The organism is Streptococcus mitis, assembly GCF_001579035.1.
GTDB classification, from domain to species: Bacteria; Bacillota; Bacilli; order Lactobacillales; family Streptococcaceae; genus Streptococcus; species Streptococcus mitis_J.
In genome coordinates this window covers 1-1119 of record NZ_KQ970303.1, presented here as the reverse complement: position 1 = coordinate 1119, position 1119 = coordinate 1, and the positions used below count along the sequence as shown (strand labels likewise).

Below are 1119 nucleotides of genomic sequence, written 5' to 3'. Positions count from 1 at the left end.
TAACCTTGATGTCAGCTCCTCAACCGTCTATCGACACATCCGAAAAGGATACCTATCTATCGCTCCTATTGACCTAGCCAGAGCCGTTAAATTCAAAGAAAGACGGAAAAGTAAGCTACCTTCCATCCCTAAAGAAGCTAAAAAAGGCCGTTCCTATGAGGATTTCCAAAACTATTTAGCACTGAATCAACTAGACTCTTGGCTGGAAATGGACACAGTTATGGGGAGAATGGGAGGTAAAGTCCTACTCACCTTCAATCTATCTTTCTGTAACTTTATCTTCGCTAGACTTCTGGATAATAAAACTGCCCTTGAGGTTACCAAACATCTCTATGACATCAAGAACACTCTTCACCAAGCTGATAAAGATTTCTGTCAACTCTTTCCTGTCATTCTTACCGATAATGGTGGAGAGTTTGCAAGGGTTGATGACATCGAAATGGATGTGCGAGGAGAGAGTAAACTCTTCTTTTGTGACCCTAATCGCTCTGACCAGAAAAGCAGAATTGAGAAAAATCACACGCTAATTCGCGACATTCTACCTAAGGGAACTTCTTTTGACAATTTAACTCAAGAGGATATCAATCTCGTTTGTTCGCATGTCAACAGCGTCAAACGTGCTGCTTTAAATGGAAAGTCAGCCTATGAACTCTTTGCATTTACCTATGGAGAAGAAATTCCTAAGCTTCTCGGCATTTCTAAAATACCTGCAGAAGACGTCTGTCAGTCGTCTACATTACTCCAACATAAGTTCTAAAAACTAACCTAAAACCCCATTCCAACGTCTCACACTAACTTCCATCATAGCGGAACTTAATCTGAAACGCTTTCAGATGAGGGGATTTTGTGCGCTCTTTTTTTCGATTCCTTTCGGCTACAAAAGCGATGAAATCAAGCATGAGTAAAACCAGTGGAACTTACCCTGACACGGATTTCTACTGGTTTTTACGATTTTTATCAGACTAACTTCCACTTGGATTAGCAGTGGAACTTAGTTTGGGAATTTACCAAATTTAATGTGATATACTATTTTTGTCATCGGTTACCGATTACGTTCCTTACGGTTCGTGAGAGGAGGTGAAACTAATGAACCTTGCCCCAGAGCTCGTTCTTACTATT

Annotated in this window: 1 protein-coding gene; it reads left to right on the top strand. The window is 40.5% G+C overall.

Translation table 11 applies throughout. The features are described from left to right. Positions 1-757: IS30 family transposase (locus tag SMIDD26_RS10780; RefSeq protein WP_134990308.1), on the top strand; the 757-nt coding region annotated here is incomplete at its 5' end. Between the last annotated feature and the right edge of the window lie 362 nt (positions 758-1119).